An 18,076-nucleotide genomic window follows, 5' to 3' on the forward strand; every position below is an offset into this window, starting at 1 on the left:
CGCTGCGGTACCCCTAGCGTTTTTCATCGAGCCACAGAAAAGCTGCGGCTACCAGAAACAAACCGAAGAACCAGCCCGCGGGCCAAGACTCGTGGCGCTCGAGTGGGAGAGAAGAAGACGCTGCACCGGCGCGCCATTGTTGCGCTGCCGCGTAGCGGTCGGCGGCTTGCGGCGCAAGCCAATCGTGCGAATTGTACACAAAAAATGCACCGGCGGCCTGCCCCTGTGCCTCCACGGTATGCCAGCCCGTGCCGCTGGGCCAGTAGCTGCCCTGCCACACGCCGGGCCGGCCGGGGTGCTGGCCTAGGGCCAGCTGCACTGCCTTGCCCTCGGCATCGAGCACGCGCGTGCGGGCGGGGCGAGGGGCTGCGTAAGTAGTTAGCTGAAGCTCGGCAGGGTGGTGCGGTTGCGGCCAGGGCGCTGCCGCCCATTCAGCCGACATTTCGGTGGGGCGGGCAGCGGCCGTTAGCAGGCGACTCCAGTACCCATCGTAGGTGGCAGGGGTGCCGGCGAGCTGCCAGCGGTAGGTGTTGGAGGCGGTGCTTACTACCACGGTGCCCCAACCCACGCGCTGGGCCGCCGCTACTACCTCGGTGGGGCGGGCGGCTGTAACCAACGCCTGCAGGCGAGCCGAAGGGCGCAGCAACGCGGGCAGCAGGGTTTGGCCGCTGCCCATGGGCCAATACAGCTGCTGAGGCCGCTCGGCCACGGCGGCCGGGCGGCTTTGCAAAGCAAACTGCGCCCGGCCCGGCAGGCTACGCGGCAACTCTGCCGGGGCCAGCAGCACAACCCCCAGGCCATTGCCAGCCGCCGCACCTAGGGCGCGCGCCTCGGCCCCCGACAACGCATTGAGTGCATCGGCATCGGCTACCAGCACATCGTGCGCGGCGAGCAGCGGGCCGGTTAGCTGGCCTAAGGCTACCTGGGCATGGTTGATATAACCGGTTTGCTGCAGCCCGCGGCCAACATTTACGCGCATGGCAACCCGGTGGCCTTGCTCGCCCAGGCGGGTTTTCAGCAGGTTGAACTCAAACGAAGGCGAGCCGGCGAGCAGCAGCACGCGCAGCGGGCGGGCGGCTTCTACCTGCGTGGGTACCGGCTCGGCGGCCAGCATGCTGCCTCCCTGCCGGGCCGAAAGCCGGGCGAGGAGCCGGCCGGTGCCCCGCGGGGTGTAGCTAAGCGCAAAAGCCCCGCTGCCCGCCTTCAACTGCACGGAGTCGCGCACGGCGCCCGCGGCCTCCAGGCGTACCCAAACAGGCCCACTGCCCAGGTGGCTGAAGCTGCCCTCGACGCGCAACGGCGTGCCCAGCACGAGCTTGTGTGGCCAATTGCCGGTTTTGAAACCTGAAGCGCGGTAAGCATGCGGTAGCAGTGTTACCGATGCCGGCAATGCCGGCAAATCGGCTGCGGGCAGCCCTACGCCCAGCACGTGCAGCTGCCGTACCTGCGGGTAAGCCTCGGGCAACGCCGCCAACGACGATAAGCTTGCGGTATCGGCAGCGGGGCTACCGGTGCCGTAGCGCAACACGGGCACCGGACCTAGGGCGCGCAGCAGGCGTTGCAGGCTATCGGGCTGGTAGCGCTCGGTAAGTACAATGGCCGCATCGGGGGCGGCTACCGTTACGGCGCGCTGCGGCGGAAATGCGCTAAACCACAGTGCTGCCGCGGCAACCAAACCCGCTGCCAACCGGGCAATGCGGCGCCACCCTGAGTAGCGCAACGCCTGCCATACCAGCAAGCCCGCCAGCAACAGGCAAAGCAAAAGGTGCGCGTACGAGAGAGGCGTCGACATCATGCGGGTAAAGCTGGCTAGCGGCTAAGCTCTTGAAAGTAACGGCGCGACATAGAGCCCGCAGCCGGCCGCACCGGCGGCGCGGTGGGCACGGGAAGTAAGTTCGTGAGGGCGCGCTCTACCGTTGCCAAATCGGCGGCGCCGGGCTGCTGGCCCGCCCGCACTTGCTGCAGCACCTGGCGCCAGGCGCGCAGCGTTGCCAGCGAGGCGCCGGGTTGGTTAAGCGCTGCCTGGCTCAGGAGCGTACCCGCTGGTTGCAAGCGGCCCAGGTCGGTGGGGGCGGGGCGCTGGCCGGCGCGGTAAGCGGCTATTTGCGCCAGTGCCGCGCGCACGGCGGGTTGCGTAGCCGGCGGCGTGCGTTGGGCCTGGCGCGTGGGCACCTGCACCGCGCTTACGTCGCCCGAAAGGCGCTTTTCGGCCTCGGGCAACGGCGGCAGATCGACGCCGGATTTGCGCACGTACAGGCGGGTTTGCTGCTGCACTTCCTTCAGCAAGCGCAAAGCGCGGTACTCAAACGGCAGCGCTTCGTTCAGCTTAGCCAAGCGCAGGCGTAGCTCGGCCTCCCACATTTGGTTGAGCACGGCGCGCAGCTTGCTTTTTACCTGTGGCTCCAAGAAATCGGCGGTTTCTTCGTCCTCGTGCAGGTGCATGTAGGGCTGCGTCAGGGCCTCGGTGCTGGGGGCGCCTTCGCCGGCAATGGGCAGGTGCTCGTGGCCGTGGTCGTGGCCGTCGTCGTCGCTGTGCTTTTCTTCCTCAGCGGCTTCGCCTTCTTCGGCAATGGGCGGGCGCGTGGAGGTTTCGGTAATGCCTTTCTCCGATTCTTCGCCCAAAAACTTGCCGTAGCGCAGGCGCAGCATCTTCTGGTCGTCGCCTAGATTGTTGGCGCGGCTTTGCAGCTCGGCAGCGGGCAGCTTGCGGCGCAGGGCAATCAGCTTTTCGGTATCGATGATGATCTGGCGCTGGCTGCGGAAGTACGCGGGCATCTGGTTGACGCCCAGCGAAATGGCAGCCGGACCGCTGGTGGCGCTTGTGTCTTCCCACTGCACCAGGGCGGCATCGGTGCGGGCGCGGTGGCCGGCGTTGTCCCAGGCCTCGGCGTACACGTACAGCTCGTCGCCGTAGGTGAGGCCCAAAGCGGGCAGGCGCAGCGTAACGCTGCCCGTGTGCTGCCGGGGCTTGCTCCCTAGGGCCGCGCTCAAGTCGCGGATGTGCTCCGCGAACTTCACGCCCTCGCCCGAGCCTTGCGCAGTAGTAACCACCAACCGGGCCCGCGCCAGGCCGTAGTCATCCTGCAGGGCCACGCGCACCGCCACTTCGGGGCGGCGGCCATATTCCACCAAAGTGTACGGCTTGGGCGAAGTCATTTTGAGGGTAGGGGCGCGGTCGGGCATCACCTCAATGACGTAGTCCTCCGACTCCTGCCCTGCAAAACGCACGCGGTAAATCGTTGATTTGCTGACGCGGTACTCGGCCACGTACTGGTTGGGCTGATTAGCCGCCGCCCGAAACGCCAGCGGACGCTGCCCGGCAATCAGCAGCTCCGAAGCCTTAGCCGGCTTATCGGTGCGCAGCGTCCAGCGAATGGTAGAGCCCTCGGGGCAGCGGAACGACAGCGCTTCGGGAGCAAAAGCGGCCTGGCGCGTGTAAGCCGGCGGCAGCACCTGCACGGTGGTGGCGAGCAGGCGCGGCGCGGCCGGCGCTTGCGCTGCCTGGGCCGTAGTGGCCGGAAACTGCAGCTGCAACCTAGGCGCTGTTGGTTGCACTTGGGCTGCGGGCCACAACCACAGCGCTACACCTAGGGCAGCCAAGCCAATGGCCACGCCGGACCTAGGTGCCCACGGCACCCGCAGCGCCGTGGAGAGCGGCAAATGCAGCAGGCGCTCGGCAACGCGCTCCTGTTGCAGCTTGGCCAAAAAGCCATCGGGTTCGGATAGCAGCAGACCGGTGCTGTCTTCCAGCTCCGGAAAGTGCCGATCGAGGCGTTGCGCGAGGTGCTCGGTGCCAAAGCCTCGCAAATGCCACAGCGCCACCACCAGCAGGCCCAGTGCCGCCACGCCCACGCCCAGCCACAGCGCCCGGCTTTGCGGCCAATGGTGCGCCGCGCCTAGCAAAGCCAGCAATGCGCCCGCGCCAATCAGGCCAATCGAGAGGGCCACACGCCCTAGGTGCTGGCGCCGCACGCGGGCCAAATGGGCTTGTGCCTCCGCTACGTGCGAATGGTGCTCCTGAACGTGGCTCATGTGGCGGTGGCGGTTGAAGTTCGACGACGAGCCACCAGCCGCTCCAGGCCAAACAGCAGGCCGGCGGCCAGGGCTACCCACGGCTGCAAATCGGCGTGGCGGGTGGTAGGCCGCAGGCTTTTCGCGGGCGTATCGGCCGGGGCGGAGGCCAGTACCTGCGCGGCATCGAGCTGGCGGTAATCGGTAGCAGCGCCTAGGTGAGTATCCGGGGCCAGGAGGTTGAGCAGCACTTCGGGCAGTTGGCCATCGGTAGGCAGGCTGCTCCACTGCGGGTGCACGCGCGTGCGTAGGCTATACTCCGCCCCGCGGCCTATTGGCTGACGCACGAGTAACGGCTGCCCCGCGGCATCCTGCCACAGCACCTGGCTTTGGGCACCTAGGGAAGTAGTAGCCGCGCGGCGGAAGAGCTGAGCGGCGGTAGCGTAAGGACTCGGGCTGAAGCTGGTAGTTACTGCTTGTGCCTGTGGGCCGGCCGTTTTCAACAAGTTCAGGCCGTGTTTTACCTGCTCGCGCACGGCGGCCGGGGCCGGCGAGTTGCTCAGCCAAATCAGCCAATCGAGCGAATCGGTTGGAGGTGTAGAGCTTACCTGCAGCTGCAAGCCCGCCGGGAAAGCCGAGGCGGCTGCACGCAACGCCGCGCGTACGTAGCGGGCGTCTTCGGCATGAGTTTTAGCATCGAAGTAAACAGCTACCCGAAGCGGCTGCTGTACCAATACATTAGGCTGAGAGCTTGGTTTGGTCGAATCTGCTTGTTCCGGCTTCACAACAAGCTGCTTGCCCTGCTTCACCAACTGCAAGGCAGGCAGTTCGGGCACCGTAAGCGTGTGCGGCAGCTGCGCGGGCCAAGCCTGGCGGTAGTTGCGGTAGGTGGTGCGCGCGCCGCTGCCGTAGCCAATTACCAGCCGGAGCGAATCGGGCGTAGGCCGCACGGCTGCTTGCAGCCACTCGCCGCTATCGGCAGCAGCGGGCACGGTTTGCCAGCGCACCCGCGCGGGCAGCAGCGGGCGAGTGCCCCGAAAGTGCCGGGTTTCGGCGGTGGTGTAGATGCGTAGCGGGCGGTTCGGAAAGCTATTGGCCGCTTGGGCAGCGCGTGCCCAGTACCATTCGGAAGAGGGTTGCTGATCAGTGACAGCTGTTGCGGCCTGAGGCAACGAATCGGGCAGTAGCCGGAACCCAGCGCCCAGGTAGCGCAGCTCGGCGCCGCTGCGGCGGAGCGAGTCGAGCGTGGGCAGCAGCACGGGCCACGCCGGCGAGGCCAGCACGCTTGGGCTTAGCAGTACTTGCGGGCGGAGCGGCGGGGCGGGTTGGCTCCACCTAGGGCCGGCCACGGCCAACGGCAGCAGCCCGAGCAAAGCCAGGCGTAGCAGCAGCAAAGGCCACTGCGTAAGGTGCAGCTGCCGCATGCGGCGGTTGGCGCCCGGTGTCAGCCAGCGCAATGCCCCAACCGGCACCACCCGGCCGGGGCGGCGGTTCCAGAGGTGGATGGCCAGCGGCACCAGCAACCCGGCAAGGGCAAGCAAGGCAGCAGGATGGGCGAAGGTGAGCAAAGCTGGCGGAATAAGCAGGTAACAGACGCGAGGGCCCTAGGTAAGGATGCGTGCCGCGGGGTTAAGCAGGGGCACCCTGGCGGCGGCGCAGCACCTGGCGTAGGGCCTGAGCGGGCGGCTCGTCGGTAAGCAGGCGGTAGTAATCGAGGCCGTGGCCGCGCACCGATTGCTCAGTGCGGCGCAGCCAATCCTCGAGCTGCCGCTGGTACTCGGGGCGCTGCGCGGGGTCGAGCTGCAGGCGCTGGCCGGTTTCGAGGTCTTCGAGGGTAGCGGCGGCGGGGTAATCCAGGGTCAGCTCGTTGGGCGCGAGCAGGTGCAGCACCATCACCTCGCCGCCGGCGGCGCGCAGGTGCGTGAGTATTTGCTCGAGCTGGGAGCCTTCCTCCAGGTCGTATAAGTCGCTCAGCACCACGGTTACCGTAGCGCCTTGCCGCCCAAACAGCGGCGCAAGGGTGGGCACTCCCGGCAACGAGCCCGCGGCCTGCACGGCACCTAGGGCGTGGTACAAACGCTGCAGCTGGCCGGCATCGGAGCGGGGCGGCACGGTTTGCAAACCAGTGGCCTGCACCGCGTACAAGCCCACGGCATCGCCTTGTTGCTGCGCCACGTAGGCCAGGCCGGCCAGCAGCAGGCGCGCGTAATCGAGCTTGCGCACGCCGGCGCTGTCGGGGTGGTTCATGGAGGCGCTGGCATCGAGTACCAGCCGCACGGTCAGGCGCGTATCCACATCCGACTCGCGGATGTAGTAGCGGTCGGAGCGGGCGGCCAGGCGCCAGTCGAGGCGGCGCAGGTCGTCGCCGGGTTGGTAGGGGCGGTACTGGCTGAACTCCATGCCCGCGCCGCGCCGGCGGCTGGGGTGCAGGCCGGCCTGCCCGCCCTCGGCAATCAGGCGGGCCACCAGGGGCAGGTTGCGCAGGGCAAGCAAATCGGCCGCACTCAGCATTTTTAATTGATAATTATTAATTATTAATTGATAATTCTTTCAGCATCGCGGCCACGGCGTCGTCGGGCGTCAGGCGGTCGGCTTCGGCCTGAAAGTTCAGCAGCAAGCGGTGGCGCAGCACCGGCGCGGCCAGCTGGCGGATATCCTCGGCGGTAGCCGCAAAGCGGCCGTGGAGCAGGGCGCGGGCTTTGGCGCACAGCACCAGGGCCTGGCCGGCGCGCGGCCCCGCGCCCCAGCGGCCGTACTCCTGAATAAACTTTACGGGCGAGCCAGCCGGGCGCGTGGCCCGCACCAGGCGCGTTACGTACAGCAGCAGCTCGGGGCTGATGCTTACCTCGCGCACCAGCTGCCGCAGCTGCCGCAGCTCAACGGCGCCAATTACCGGCTCGGGGTGCCCCACCGAGGTGCCCGTGGTGCCCTGCAAAATGGCCAGCTCCTCTTGCTCCGAAGGGTAACCGATGCGGATGTACAGCAAAAAGCGGTCGAGCTGCGCCTCGGGCAAGGGGTAGGTGCCGGCCTGCTCAATAGGGTTTTGCGTGGCCAGCAGAAAGAACGGGTCGGGCAGCGGGTGCGTTTGGCCCGCGTATGTTACCTCAAACTCCTGCATTACCTCGAGCAGCGCGGCCTGCGTTTTGGGCGGCGTGCGGTTGATTTCGTCGGCCAGCACCAGGTTGGCAAACACCGGCCCGCGCATAAACTGAAACGAGCGGTGCCCGGTGGCGTGGTCTTCTTCCAGAATCTCGGTGCCCAGAATGTCGGTGGGCATCAGGTCGGGCGTGAACTGAATGCGGCGGAACGACAAATCGGTGGCGGCGGCCAACGTGCGCACCAGCAGGGTTTTGGCCAGGCCCGGTACGCCTTCGAGCAGGGCATGGCCGCCGGCCAGCAGGGCTACCAGCACTTCGTCGAGCACCTCGTGCTGGCCCACGATTACCTTGCCGATTTCCTGGCGCAGGAGGGGCAGTTTATCAAGCAGGCGGTGGAGTTCTTGTTCGGTCAAGTGGGGGTCGGGGTGAGGGTGGCGTAAAGGTTCGGGGATAAAGTCAGCAATACTTGCCCAAAGCTGCTTAGCGCGGGCAGATTTGCTGATTTACCCGCGAATCCCAAAGTCTGATCAGGCGCACACTTGGCTTGTGAAGCTAAGCAGGCGCCTCTACTTTGGCTTACCCTATTCCATAAAATATATCGATGGTGTTCCCCAATGCATGGCGTGTGCGCTGCTGGCTGCTGCTGGCCGGTTTGCTGCCGTACGCTGCCGCCGCTGCCCCAACTGCGGCTTCGCCCGACTCGGCCACCGCGCCCAAACCCTGGCGTAACAGCCTGCGCCTCGATTTCGCGCAGCCCATTTATGCTACTGCCGCCAGCAGCATTATGGGCCCTTTTATGCCAATGTGGCCCCTGCGAATCGGTTACGAAAGGCATTTGGGGCGGCGGGCAAGCTTGCTGGTCGAAGGGTTGGCCGGCGGCGTGTACCTCCCGGCGCGGGCGTCGGGCGCAACCCTGCAGGGGCGCTTTTACTGGCCGTGGAAGCGGCCCGCTTCGCTGCTTAGGGGGCTGTACGCGGGCCCCACCATCCGCTACCAGGCCCTGCGCATCGAGGGCAGCTTTCCGGGCACCGAGCCCGACCCGCTGCGCCGCTTTTTGGGCGGTGGCATGGTGGCAGGCATTCAGGCGCCTGTTTGCAAGCGCCTGCCCCGCTTGTTCGTGGATGCCTCCGTGGAGGTGTGTGCCTACACACGGATAAACGAACAACCTTATTTCGACCCGTGGCGCCAGTACAGCGAGGAAACCCAATATGAAATAAACGGACGCGCAGCCGACGCCCGGCTGGGCCTGGGTTTCTGGTTCTGATGGGCCCGCAGCGAGGCGTCCCGCGCAACAACTGGCGCATTGCCACTATCATTGCGTCTCGAACCCGTCGGGGTGAAGCGTTATTATTCTTTATCCGAAAGCGCTAAACAACAGCTCAATCGGCTTTCGTTTATTAATTAAGCAAGAAGCATGAACCCAACTGTACTTCGTTTCCAGCTCAACATAGTCTCAGCAGGAGTTGCCATCAGCCTTGTTACCGCATCAGATGCCTTGGCAATGCAGGCGCAGTCCGACAGCACGGCCAAGCGCAGACCGTTGCGCAATGTGGTGCGCACGGATTGGCTTGGCTGGGCAGCGCTGAATGCACACAACCAAGCTTTTGCAACGTCAGCAAGGTTTGCTTGGCCTCACCTCATAACCTACGAGCGTGCGGTGACCGAGCGTGCAAGCCTAAGTGCCGAGTTACTGTTCGACGCTTGGAGTGGGAAACAACACCGCAGCGGCGGCTCGGTCGGCTGGCGATATTATATCATGCCCTCAGAGCGGGCCGATAGGTTTATGTCGGGCATGTACGCAGAAACCGGCCTGAACTACCGCAAGCTGCGCGGGCAGGAATATTGGTTATCAGCGGATAGCGACTGGATTACGGCTTATCGTGCAGGCGCTACGCTGAGGCTTGGCTGGCAAATTTGCTTCGGCAAAGGGCGGGTGCGCTACGTAAGCGACAATGCACTAGGCTTGGGGCTGTGGCTGCCGCTGGGCGAACCGACCTCTTCGTCGGGACAACCTGTAGAGCTTGATCATTCAAGCGGCTTTATGAGCACCGGACCAAGTCTCAGCCTGCGCGGCGGAATAGGTTTGCAATTTTAGCCCGACTGCGCGTGCAACGCGCCCCTACGCCGTGAGGGCATACAGCAAAATATTCACCCCAAACTTGGTGTTGTCTTCGGCCAGAAAGCGCTTGTTGCGGAAGTCGTAATCCCACTCGCAGCCGTAATCCTTGTTGGAATACAGCACCCCGATGCGGCCCTTGATTTCTACGGCCTTCAGGTAGTCGTGGATCAGGTCGTCGCCCCAGCCGTTCAGCTCGAAGGTGGTGGCCGGCGGGCCATCCTTAAACTTGAAAAACTGCGAGTAGATGGGGTGCGAGTTGGGCAGCTTCTTCAGCGCGCCCGCCCCGAAGCAGCTGCGCATTTGCTCCTCAAACGAGCGCGCAAACAGCCCGTCGATGTCGTGGTTGCAGTCGTCGACGAACACGAAGCCGCCGTTGCGCACGTACTGCGTGAAGTTCTTTTTCTCGGCCGCCGTGAACTGCACCAACCGGTGGCCCGAGAGGTAGCAAAACGGGTAGTTGAACAGCTCCGGCGAATCGAGGGCCACCACCTTCTCCTTGAGGTTCACCTTCACGGTGGTGTACTCAATCAGCGAGTGCAGCAGGTTGGCGGGCATGCGTTCGTCTACGGCATCCCAGTCGCCGGAGCGGTAGCTGAGACGCACGAAGGTGAAAGGAGTGGGCACGGGAAGGAGGAACTCGGCGGGTATTGCCAACAGAGACACAAGCTGGCCCAGGCAGGACGTACGCCCAGGCCCAACATTCCGAAATTTAGCGTGGGCCTTCCAAAGTAGCCATCGGGTTTCGGGCCCGAGAACAAATTTGCCGCCGCGGCGCTGCGTCCCCTGCGGCATACTTCAACCAGCTACGTTTGGTGCTACTGTTCAGCCGCTTGCGGCGGCGTTGCGTAAGTACACGGACTTTTCTCCGCTCTGCTTACGCCTAACGCTATGAAACCAACTGCTTTGTTACTCCTGGGCGGCCTGCTTGCGGCCGGCTCGGCCCACGCCCAACTCGGCGTGAAAGCGGGCCTGAATGCCGCCCTGCTCGATGGCGACAACATTTCGGCCCGATCCGAATTTAAAACCACGCACCACGTAGGCGTTTTCTACGAAGCCAAAATCCTAGGTCCGATTTACATTCAGCCCGAGCTGCAGTACTCGCTGCAGGGCGGCAGCTTCAAATCGGCCGCTACCAACTTCGATACCAAGCTGCACTACCTCTACGCGCCGCTGGTGGCCAAAGTGCGCATTGCCCGGGCCTACGTAGAGGCCGGCCCGCAATTCGGCTTTTTGCTGAAGGCCCGCGAAGAAGGCGAAGTGATGGTGGGCCAGGACGAAAACGGCGCCGCCGTGGTGGCCTCGCGCGCCCGCGACGCCTGGAGCCGCTACGAGAAAACCGACATGAGCCTGTGCGTAGGGGCAGGCTTTAAGCTGATCGGGGGGCTGTCGGTAGGCGCGCGGTTTGTGGCCGGCCTGAGCGATGTAAACGATGTGAAGAGCATCACGGGCCTCAACGACGAGCGGCTGCGCAACCGCGTGGTGCAGGGCTTCGTGGCCTTTCAGCTGCCCTAGGTACCGGGCAATAGGTGAGCACCTGGGGCAGCTGCCCGGTACCACCCAAATATGCTATTGGAAAGGCGGCGGCAGCGCCGGAACTTGCGCAGCTTTTTTACCTCTCGCGTCGTTTTCGCCATGAAAAAACTCCTGCTGTTGTTGCTGCTGAGCGTGTTTACGGGTGCCGCCGCCCAAGCTCAGTATTTCGGCGTGAAGGGCGGGGCCAACGCCGCCGTGCTCGACGGCGAACGGATATCGGCCAAGTCGGATTACAAAATCACCTACCACGCCGGCATCTTCTACAACTACAACATCATTGGTCCGCTCTCCCTCCGGCCCGAGCTGCTGTACTCGCTGCAAGGCGGCGAGTTTAAGGGCGGGCAAGAGGACTACGAAACCAAGCTGCACTACCTCAACCTGCCCCTGCTGCTCGATGTAAAAATCGGGCCTGTGCACCTGCAGGGCGGCCCGCAGTTCGGGGTGCTGCTCACGGCCAAAGAAACCGGCGTGCTCCTGACGGGCTACTCCGCCTCGGGCCAGCCGCAGTACAGCAACGTGAGCGGGCAAGTAACCGACCAGTACAAGAAGCAGGACTACAGCCTGTGCGCCGGCCTCGAGCTGGAAGTGACCAAGAACCTCTCCCTAGGTGGCCGCTTCAACTCGGGCCTGAGCAACATCGAGGACTTCGACGACATCCGCAGCGCCAACGACCCGCGCCTGAAAAACCGCGTGTTCCAGGGCTACCTCGCCATCCGGATGAGCAACAAGTAGTGCTGCCAACTCCACAAAAAAGCCCGGCCACCTAGGCCGGGCTTTTTTGTTGGCGTTGATGGAAGCCTACACCGCGTCGGAGAGCGAGGTGAAGGTGAAGTCGCGGATCTTGAGCGGGGGCACCAGGTTGCCACCTAGGCGCTGCGCCCGGCCCACGGCCTCAATGTTGTTCAGCATAATCACCGGCGACTCGTTGAAGCGCATGTTCTTGATCGGGTGCTTGATTTTGCCGTTCTCGATGTAGAACGTCCCGTCGCGCGTCAGGCCCGTTACCAGCAACGTCTGCGGGTCCACGTCGCGGATGTACCACAGGCGCGTTACCAGGATGCCTTTTTGGGTGCTCTTGATGAGGTCGGCCGTGGAGGCGGTGCCGCCTTCCATGATGAAGTTGCCCGCGAAGCCGGTGGGCGCCACCTTGTTCTTCTCGGCCCAGTAGCGCGAGTAGTACAGGTTCTTCACCACGCCCTTCTCGATGATGGGCAGCTTTTGCACCGGCAGGCCTTCGTTGTCGAACACGCCGCTGGGTGCCAGCGGGTTGGTTGGGTCAATGCTGATGCTCACGCGCGAGTCGAACAGCTTTTCGCCTTTGCGCGTGCCGCCGCCTTTCTTGCTCAGGAACGAGCGTCCCTCGTCGGCCTCACGCGCGTCGAATGCATACACCAAGCGGTTAATCAGGCCTTCGTCGGATACCAGCGCGGCGGGTTCCAGAATTACGGTGTACTTGCCCGGTTCAATGGCCTTGGCGCTGACGGAAGCCGAGGCCTTATCGGCGGCTACCTTGGTCAGGGCTTTGGCATCGAGCTTGGCGGCATCGGTATAGTCGGCCACGGCGTAGCCCGAGCCGAGGCCGTCGGGGGTGCGCACCGTCACCGAAAAGTCGAGGTTGGTAAACTGCTGGTAAGCCTCCAGGCCTTTGCTGTTCCGGATGGCCGCAAAGCTGGCGCCGTCCTCGAGGTAGCCAGCGGCCGTAAGCTTGCGCGCTTCGCAGAGGGCAATGCTGTCGCCGGCGGCCTGGGCCCGAAAATCGGGCGTGATGCTGGCGGTGCTTTGGGCAAACGAGTTGGCCGTGAGGTACTGCTGCGGACTGAGGCGCGGCATGTAGTCGGGGTCTTCGGGCGCGAGGCGGGCAATTTCCTCGGCGCGCTGCACGCAGCGGCGCAGCGTCTCGTCGTCGAACTGGTTGCAGGTGGCCACGCCCGAGCGGCGCCCAAACCAGCACTGCACCACCAACGACACGTTATCGGCCGCGCCGGCCGTGGTTACCGTGTTGCGGGCGTAGCGCACGTTGCCCGAGGTGCGCCCGTTTAGGTTCGCCTCGCACTCGTCGGCTTTCGTGAAGCTCATGACCTTCTTCAGAATGGCCTGGGCATCATCTTTTGATAGGATAGGCATTGGTTGCTGTTGAGAGAGGAGAGAAGAACCCAAAAGCGCCCCTCCTCAGCTGAGGAGGGGCGCTTTTGTGCTGCGCTAGATTTTCCGGGCGGTGTTAATCACGTTCACGCCGTTGAAGCGCGTGGTGGCCGAGCCGTGGCTCACGGCCGAGCTCTGCGAGGGCTGGCCTTTGCCGTCGTTGAAAAAGCCCACGAGGCGGTAGTCCGACTGGTCGCAGGTGGCGGCGCAGGAGTTCCAGAATTCCAGCGTGTTGGCCTGGTAGGCCACGTCCTCCAGCATACCCGTGATTTTGCCGTTCTCGATGGCGTAGAATACCTGCCCACCAAACTGGAAGTTGTAGCGCTGCTGGTCGATGGAGAAGGAGCCATTGCCGGCGATGTAGATGCCTTTCTCCACGTTCTTCACCATGTCATCAACCGAGAGCTTGGTTTTGCTCGGCTGCAGGCTCACGTTGGGCATGCGCTGGAACTGCACATCCTGCCACGATTGCGCGTAGCAGCAGCCGTCCGACTCGTTTTGGCCCACGATGTGCGCCTGGTCGCGGATCTTCTGGTAGTCCACTAATTTGCCCTCCTTAATCAGGTCCCACTCCTTGGTTTGCACCCCTTCGTCGTCGTAGCCCACGGCACCTAGGGAGCCGGGCTGGCGTTTGTCGGCCACAATGTTGACGAGCTTCGAGCCGTAGGGCTTGCCTTGTTTTTTCCAGTCCAACGTGGCGAACGAGGTGCCCGCAAAGTTGGCTTCGTAGCCCAGCACGCGGTCGAGCTCGAGGGGGTGGCCCACCGATTCGTGGATGGTCAGACCTAGGTGATGCGGATCGAGCACGAGGTCGTACTTGCCCGGCGTAACCGATTTTGCCGTGAGCTTTTGCTTGGTTTGCTTGGCGGCCAAAGCGGCGTCCTCCAGAATGTCGTACGAGTTCCGGTAGCCGATAACATCGGAGCCAGCCGGGCCGGCAATCTTGTCCTGGGCTTTAGGCGTGAGGTACTCGTAGCCCAGGCCCATGGAGGCACTCAGGGCCTGCCGCGTCCGGAACTTGCCCGTGCTGCGGTCGACCACGGTAATGCCGAACGTGGGCCAGATGCGGTGAATGTCCTGATCGATGTACGAGCCGTCGGTAGAGGCGAAGTACTTCTGCTCGTTCACCTGAAACAGGGCCGAATTCACGAACGACGCGCCGTTCTCCATAGCCTTGGCGTTGGCGGCCAGCAGCAAGTCAACCTTTTGGGCAATCGGCACCTCAAACGCGTTTTGCTGAATGGGTGCTTTCCACGACACCTCGCCGTAGCCTTTCTGCGGGGCCAGCTTCACGGGCTCTTTCTGGGCTTTGGCGTTGGCTTTGGCAATTTGCACAGCCAGCTGGGCGGCTTTGGCCAAGCCCGCTTCCGATACGTTGTTGGTAGCCGCAAAGCCCCAGGTACCGTTGACAATTACGCGCACCCCGGCGCCGTAGCTTTCGGTGTTGGCAATGTTCTGCACCTGCTTTTCGCGGGTAAACAGCGCCTGGTTGAGGTAGCGGCCGATGCGCACATCAGCATAGGTAGCGCCCGCCGATTTGGCCGCGTTCAGGGCTGCATCGGCTAAGCGTTTGTTGATGGCGGCATCCATTACCGGATCGAGCAGGCGGGCCAGCTCTACCGGCTCGCCGGCCAGGCTCGGGAACGAAGGCAGGAACAGGGCACCGGCAGCCAGGCTGGTAAGGCCCACAAAGTCGCGACGTTTCAAGGTATTAAGGGTAAGGCAGTGAGAGGAGGAGAGAACCAGGTGCCTGACCCCAAGTGCCGGGCAGGCACCTAGGGCACAGTGCAAAAAGACCCCGCCCGGCCGGGCCGAACGGGGTCCGCTGCACGCGGCAGCGCTGCGGGCTTAAACAGCGTCGGAAAGCGAGGTGAAGGTAAAGTCGCGGATCTTCAGCGGGGGCACGAAGTTGCCGCCCAGGCGCACCGGGCGACCAATGGCCTCTAGGTTGTTGAGCATGATGATGGGCGACTCGTTGAAGCGAAAGTTCTTCACCGGGTGCTTGATTTTGCCGTTCTCGATGTAGAACGTACCGTCGCGGGTGAGGCCCGTGTACAGCAGCGTTTGCGGGTCAACCGGGCGGATGTACCACAGGCGCGTTACCAGGATGCCCTTTTGGGTGCTCTTGATCAGGTCGGCGGTGGAGGCGGTGCCGCCCGCCATGATGAAACCGCTGGGGCCGGGAATGTCCGGAATACCAGCTTTTTGGGCCCAGAAGCGCGACGAGTACAGGTTCTTCACCACGCCCTTCTCAATCCAGGTCGTCTTCTGGCGCGGGCGGCCGTCGCCGGCAAACACCAGGCCCGGAATGTCGGCCGACGTGGGGTCGGAGTAAATGGTAACGCGCTCGTCGAACAGCTTTTCGCCCTTCTTGTTGCCGCCACCTTTCTTGCTCAGGAACGAGCGGCCCTCGTCGGCCGAGCGGGCATCGAAGGCGCTCATCAGCGCGCCCAGCAGCGAGGCATCGGTGTTCGATACCAAGGCGGCGGGCTCCAGAATTACGGTGTACTTGCCCGGCTCAATGGCCTTGGCGCCCACCGAAGCAGCGGCTTTGTCGGCCGCAATCTGCGTCATGCGGCCCGCGTCGAACTTGCTGATGTCGGTGAAGTCGCCGGCGGCGTAGCCCGAGCCGAGGCCGTCGGGCGTGCGCACCGTTACCGAGAAATCGAGGTTGGTGAACTGCTGGTAAGCCTCGAGGCCTTTGTTGTTGCGCTTGGCAATAAAGCCCGATTCGTCTTCGAGGAAGCTAGCCGAGCTGAGCTTCTTCTGGTCGCACAGCTTAATGCCGGCCAGGGCTTGCGAGGCGCGGTAATCGGGCGTGATGCCGGCCGTGCTTTGCGCAAACGAGTTGGCCGTGAGGTACTGCTGCGCACCCAGCAGGGGCACGTACTCGGGGCTTTCGGGCGCCAGGCGGGCCACCTCTTCGGCGCGCTGCACGCAGCGGCGCAGGGTAGCATCGTCGAACTGGTTGCAGGTGGCCACACCCGAGCGTTTGCCAAAGCGGGCCTCTACGGCCAGCGAAATGTTGTCGACGGCACCGGCGGTGCTCACCGTGTTGCGGGCCGTGCGAATGTTGCCGCCGTTGGTGCCGTTGAGCGTGGCTTCGCACTCGTCGGCGGTGGTGAAGCTCAGCACCTTTTTCAGGATGCTCTGGGCTTCGTCACGGGAAAGAATAGCCATTGTAAAGGAAAGATCTTGAGGAGAGAGGAGGAAAGCTCCCCTCCTCAGATGAGGAGGGGATGCGGCCACGCAGTGGACGCTGGGGTGGTTGACGGGCGTTAGGTAGTAACTACCTAGAAAAACATCGTCAGCAACGACGTTCAACCACGCCAGCGGCGAGTAAACTCGCCGCGTCCCCTCCTCATCTGAGGAGGGGAGTTTGGGGCTTACACCTTGCGGGCCGTGTTGATGACGTTGACGCCGTTGAAGCGCGTGGTGGCCGAGCCGTGGCTCACGGCCGATACCTGTGAGGGCTGGCCCTTGCCGTCGAAGAACGAGCCGAACAGGCGGTAGTCCGACTGGTCGCAGATGGCGGCGCAGGAATTCCAGAATTCCAGCGTGTTGGCCTGGTAGGCCACGTCTTCAATCTGGCCGGTGATTTTGCCCTTTTCGATGGCGTAGTACACCGTGCCGCCAAACTGGAAGTTGTAGCGCTGCTGGTCGATGGAGTACGAACCGCGGCCGGCGATGTAAATGCCCTTGTCCACGTTCCGCACCATGTCGTCGACGCTCATTTTCTGGGTGCCGGGGCGCAGGCTCACGTTGGGCATGCGCTGGAACTGTACCGAGTCCCAGGAGTCGGCGTAGCAGCAACCATCCGATTCGTTCTGGCCCACGATGTGCGCCTGGTCGCGGATCTTCTGGTAGTCCACCAGCTTGCCGTCCTTGATCAAATCCCACTCCTTGGTTTTTACGCCCTCGTCGTCGTAGCCCACGGCACCTAGGGAGCCGGGCTGCAGCTTATCGGCCACGATGTTGACGAGCTTCGAGCCGTAGGGTTTGCCCTGCTTGCGCCAATCGAGCGTAGCGAACGAGGTGCCGGCGTAGTTGGCCTCGTAGCCCAGCACGCGGTCGAGCTCGAGGGGGTGGCCCACCGATTCGTGGATGGTGAGACCTAGGTGGTTGGGGTCGAGCACGAGGTCGTACTTACCCGGCGTAACCGACGGGGCCGTCAGCTTGCCTTTGGCTTGCTTAGCGGCCAAAGCGGCGTCTTCCAGAATGTCGTACGAATTTTTGTAGCCAATCAGGCCGGTGTCGGCGGGGCCGGCAATCTTGTCCTGCGCCTTCGGCACCAGGTACTCGTAGCCCAGGCCCATGGGCGCGCTCAGGGCTTCGCGGGTTTTAAACTTGCCTGTGCCGCGGTCGACGGCCGTTACGCTGAAGTTCGGCCAGATGCGGTGAATATCCTGGTTGATGTACGAGCCGTCGGTGCTGGCGAAGTACTTCTGCTCGTTCACCTGGAACAGGGCCGAGTTCACGAAGTTGGCGCCGTTGTCGAGGGCTTTGGCGTTGGCGGCCAGCAGCAGCTCTACTTTCTGGGCTACGGGTACCTCAAACGCGTTTTGCTGAATGGGGGTCTTCCAGGTAACCTCGCCGAAACCCTTTTGCGGAGCCAATTTCACCGGCTCCTTCTGCACCTTGGAGTTGGCTTTGGCAATTTGCACGGCCAGCTGCGCGGCTTTGGCAAGGCCCTGCTCGTTCAGCTGGTTGGTGGCGGCAAAACCCCACGTACCGTTGGCCAGTACCCGCACGCCCGCACCCAGGCTTTCGCCGTTGGCAATGTTCTGCACCTGCTTTTCGCGGGTGAAAACGCTTTGGTTGAGGTAGCGGCCAATACGCACGTCGGCGTAGGTAGCGCCGGCCGATTTAGCCGCGTTCAGCGCCGAGTCGGCCAGGCGTTTGTTCATCGCCGCATCGAAGGGCTCGAGCAGGCGCGCCGCATCAACGGGCGTGCCGCCAAAGCCCGGAAAGCTCGGCAAGAACAGGGCGCCGACCCCTAGGCCGGTAAGCCCGACAAAATCACGTCGTTTCAAGTGGGTACTGGTTAGTGAATACGGTGAGGGAAGTTTAGCGGGAAAAGCCCGGAGTTGCAAAAAGAAGGACGAAATGACTTTGCCAAGGCTGCATGATTTTCAGCAGATGCCCGCAGAAAACCCAACAGCCCCTCCGCGGC

At 63.6% G+C, this 18,076-nt stretch carries 14 protein-coding genes; 4 read left to right on the plus strand and 10 right to left on the minus strand.

Annotated elements, in window-relative coordinates; all coding sequences use genetic code 11:
• Positions 1–13: 13 nt before the first annotated feature.
• From OIS50_RS15990 to OIS50_RS16010, 5 genes are all read right to left on the minus strand, one after another.
• Positions 14–1,795 carry a hypothetical protein gene (locus tag OIS50_RS15990; RefSeq protein ID WP_264691631.1) on the minus strand — a complete coding sequence of 594 codons (1,782 nt, stop codon included), beginning with the start codon at positions 1,793–1,795 and terminating at the stop codon, positions 14–16.
• A gap of 14 nt (positions 1,796–1,809) precedes the next feature.
• Positions 1,810–4,032: a DUF4175 domain-containing protein gene (locus OIS50_RS15995; protein ID WP_264691632.1), complete on the minus strand. Its 2,223-nt coding sequence runs from the start codon at positions 4,030–4,032 to the stop codon at positions 1,810–1,812.
• Positions 4,029–5,579: a BatA domain-containing protein gene (locus tag OIS50_RS16000; RefSeq protein WP_264691633.1), complete on the minus strand. Its 1,551-nt coding sequence runs from the start codon at positions 5,577–5,579 to the stop codon at positions 4,029–4,031. The genes OIS50_RS15995 and OIS50_RS16000 overlap by 4 nt, the downstream gene beginning before the upstream one ends.
• Positions 5,580–5,640: 61 nt before the next feature.
• Positions 5,641–6,522 (minus strand): DUF58 domain-containing protein, encoded by an 882-nt coding sequence (locus OIS50_RS16005; RefSeq protein WP_264691634.1) that lies wholly within the window; start codon positions 6,520–6,522, stop codon positions 5,641–5,643.
• 16 nt (positions 6,523–6,538) lie between these two features.
• Entirely contained in the window at positions 6,539–7,522 is a 984-nt protein-coding gene (locus tag OIS50_RS16010; protein WP_264691635.1) for an AAA family ATPase, read from the minus strand.
• A 188-nt stretch (positions 7,523–7,710) separates the two neighbouring features.
• Here OIS50_RS16010 and OIS50_RS16015 point away from each other — a divergent pair, with 188 nt between their 5' ends.
• Both OIS50_RS16015 and OIS50_RS16020 read left to right on the plus strand, forming a co-directional pair.
• Complete coding sequence (locus OIS50_RS16015) at positions 7,711–8,373, plus strand: hypothetical protein (protein ID WP_264691636.1); 663 nt, start codon at positions 7,711–7,713, stop codon at positions 8,371–8,373.
• Positions 8,374–8,523: 150 nt separating this feature from the next.
• On the plus strand, positions 8,524–9,204 hold the full coding sequence (locus OIS50_RS16020; RefSeq protein WP_264691637.1) for a hypothetical protein: 681 nt from the start codon (positions 8,524–8,526) through the stop codon (positions 9,202–9,204).
• Positions 9,205–9,228: 24 nt separating this feature from the next.
• On the opposite strand, the gene OIS50_RS16025 is transcribed toward OIS50_RS16020, so the two are convergent.
• Entirely contained in the window at positions 9,229–9,852 is a 624-nt protein-coding gene (locus OIS50_RS16025) for a DUF4159 domain-containing protein (protein WP_264691638.1), read from the minus strand.
• Between the two features lie 264 nt (positions 9,853–10,116).
• Between OIS50_RS16025 and OIS50_RS16030 the strand changes: the two genes are divergently transcribed.
• Positions 10,117–10,740, plus strand: coding sequence for a porin family protein (locus OIS50_RS16030; protein WP_264691639.1), 624 nt, complete (start codon positions 10,117–10,119; stop codon positions 10,738–10,740).
• Positions 10,741–10,860: 120 nt separating this feature from the next.
• Positions 10,861–11,493: a porin family protein gene (locus tag OIS50_RS16035; RefSeq protein ID WP_264691640.1), complete on the plus strand. Its 633-nt coding sequence runs from the start codon at positions 10,861–10,863 to the stop codon at positions 11,491–11,493.
• A 66-nt stretch (positions 11,494–11,559) separates the two neighbouring features.
• On the opposite strand, the gene OIS50_RS16040 is transcribed toward OIS50_RS16035, so the two are convergent.
• From OIS50_RS16040 to OIS50_RS16055, 4 genes are all read right to left on the minus strand, one after another.
• Positions 11,560–12,885, minus strand: a complete 1,326-nt coding sequence (locus tag OIS50_RS16040) for a TldD/PmbA family protein (protein WP_264691641.1) — start codon at positions 12,883–12,885, stop codon at positions 11,560–11,562.
• 75 nt (positions 12,886–12,960) lie between these two features.
• Positions 12,961–14,610 carry a TldD/PmbA family protein gene (locus tag OIS50_RS16045; RefSeq protein ID WP_264691642.1) on the minus strand — a complete coding sequence of 550 codons (1,650 nt, stop codon included), beginning with the start codon at positions 14,608–14,610 and terminating at the stop codon, positions 12,961–12,963.
• Between the two features lie 141 nt (positions 14,611–14,751).
• Positions 14,752–16,083, minus strand: a complete 1,332-nt coding sequence (locus OIS50_RS16050; RefSeq protein WP_264691643.1) for a TldD/PmbA family protein — start codon at positions 16,081–16,083, stop codon at positions 14,752–14,754.
• Between the two features lie 206 nt (positions 16,084–16,289).
• Entirely contained in the window at positions 16,290–17,936 is a 1,647-nt protein-coding gene (locus tag OIS50_RS16055; protein WP_264691644.1) for a TldD/PmbA family protein, read from the minus strand.
• Positions 17,937–18,076 lie beyond the last annotated feature (140 nt).

Source organism: Hymenobacter sp. YIM 151858-1 (assembly GCF_025979705.1).
Classification (GTDB): Bacteria; Bacteroidota; Bacteroidia; order Cytophagales; family Hymenobacteraceae; genus Solirubrum.

Excerpts from the sequence above, each read along its gene's own strand:
- OIS50_RS16050 (WP_264691643.1), bottom strand. The coding sequence starts at position 16,083 with ATGGCTATTCTTTCCCGTGACGAAGCCCAGAGCATCCTGAAAAAGGTG.
- OIS50_RS16040 (WP_264691641.1), bottom strand. The coding sequence starts at position 12,885 with ATGCCTATCCTATCAAAAGATGATGCCCAGGCCATTCTGAAGAAGGTC.
- OIS50_RS16020 (WP_264691637.1), top strand. The coding sequence starts at position 8,524 with ATGAACCCAACTGTACTTCGTTTCCAGCTCAACATAGTCTCAGCAGGA.
- OIS50_RS16015 (WP_264691636.1), top strand. The coding sequence starts at position 7,711 with ATGGTGTTCCCCAATGCATGGCGTGTGCGCTGCTGGCTGCTGCTGGCC.
- OIS50_RS15990 (WP_264691631.1), bottom strand. The coding sequence starts at position 1,795 with ATGATGTCGACGCCTCTCTCGTACGCGCACCTTTTGCTTTGCCTGTTG.
- OIS50_RS16030 (WP_264691639.1), top strand. The coding sequence starts at position 10,117 with ATGAAACCAACTGCTTTGTTACTCCTGGGCGGCCTGCTTGCGGCCGGC.
- OIS50_RS16035 (WP_264691640.1), top strand. The coding sequence starts at position 10,861 with ATGAAAAAACTCCTGCTGTTGTTGCTGCTGAGCGTGTTTACGGGTGCC.
- OIS50_RS15995 (WP_264691632.1), bottom strand. The coding sequence starts at position 4,032 with ATGAGCCACGTTCAGGAGCACCATTCGCACGTAGCGGAGGCACAAGCC.
- OIS50_RS16005 (WP_264691634.1), bottom strand. The coding sequence starts at position 6,522 with ATGCTGAGTGCGGCCGATTTGCTTGCCCTGCGCAACCTGCCCCTGGTG.